The following is a 1,372-nucleotide window of genomic DNA, read 5'->3' as shown; positions in this document are numbered from 1 at the left end:
CACCGCCCCGGACGAGGAGGGCGCGTCCTCCTTCTACTACGGCATCCAGGACACCTACAAGGCCCGCGCATCCGGCGCGATCACCGTGAACGTGGACCGGAACGCGCCGCTGCTGCGCCCGATCGCGCACGACGACGTGATCACCGCCGACGACGTGGAGGGTTCGGCCAGCGTGACCGTCGACGCGCTGGCGAACGACGTGGACCCGGACGGCGTCGCCGCCGACCTGGAGGTAGCCGTCGACCCGGCCGTGGAGGGTGTGACGGTCACCGAGTCCAACGGCATCGAGGTCCAGCTGGGCGAGGAAGCGCAGGTCATCACCTACACCGTGACCGACATGGACGGGCTGGAGGCCAAGGCGTTCGTGCGGGTGCCGGGCGACCAGAACCGCCCGCACGTCAAGCCGGGCCTGGAGCCGCTGAAGGCGTTCAGCGGTGAGCCGCTGACCATCGATCTCGCGGACTACGTGGTGGTCCGCGAGGGCCGGGAGCCGCGGATCACCGAGAAGGACACGGTCAAGGCCCTGGAGGGCACGGTCCAGGTCACCGACGCCGACACGGTCGTCTACACCTCGGCCGAGGACTACGCGGGCGCGGCGTCGGTCAGCTTCGAGGTCACCGACGGCGAGGGCGCGGACGACGCGGAGGGCCTGACCTCCGTGCTGACCCTGCCGATCGACGTGACGCCGTCCAAGAACCAGCCGCCGAAGATCACCGGCACCCCGGTGCTGAAGGTCGCCGCCGGTGAGGAGGCAGCGGTCGACCTGTCCCGGTACGTCAAGGACCCCGACAAGGACCCCCTGACGTTCGAGGTCACCGGCAGCGACGGCATCTCGACGTCGGTCTCCGGCGCCACCGTGACCGGGCAGGTCGATCCGTCGGTCTCCAAGGGCACGTTCAAGCAGCTGCCCATGACGGTCGACGACGGGAAGAACCCGGCTGTGCAGGCCGAGCTGACCGTCGAGGTCGTGGCGTCCACCCGGCCGCCGATCAAGACTGCGGAGGACCAGGTGCTGGACGCGCATCAGGGTGAGGCGACGACCATCCCCGTGCTGGACAACGACTCCAACCCGTTCCCGGAGGAGGAGCTCACACTGACCGGCGTGCCGACGGTCGACACCGGGCAGGGCACCGCGTCCTACAGCGGCAACCAGCTCGTGGTGACGCCCGCGGAGGACTTCACCGGCGCGATGATCGTGCGCTACCGCGTGCAGGACGCGACCAAGGACCCCGATCGCGAGGCCGACGGGATCGCGAAGCTCACCGTCCTGGGCAAGCCGGAGGCACCCCGGGCGCCGCGCATCGAGGAGGTGCGTTCGGAGACGGTGGTGCTGAGCTGGGACCAGCCCAACAACAACGGCTCCGACATCACC

The 1,372-nt window shown here is 69.9% G+C and carries 1 protein-coding gene; it reads left to right on the top strand.

All coding sequences use genetic code 11. The features are described 5' to 3' along the window. Positions 1–1,372: fibronectin type III domain-containing protein (locus IE250_RS24300; protein WP_229872746.1), on the top strand; the 1,372-nt coding region annotated here is incomplete at both ends.

The sequence above is a fragment of the Promicromonospora soli genome, assembly GCF_014653785.1.
GTDB classification, from domain to species: Bacteria; Actinomycetota; Actinomycetes; order Actinomycetales; family Cellulomonadaceae; genus Promicromonospora; species Promicromonospora soli.
Note: the sequence above shows the minus strand (reverse complement) of the source record. Positions and strands in the feature narration are given on the sequence as shown.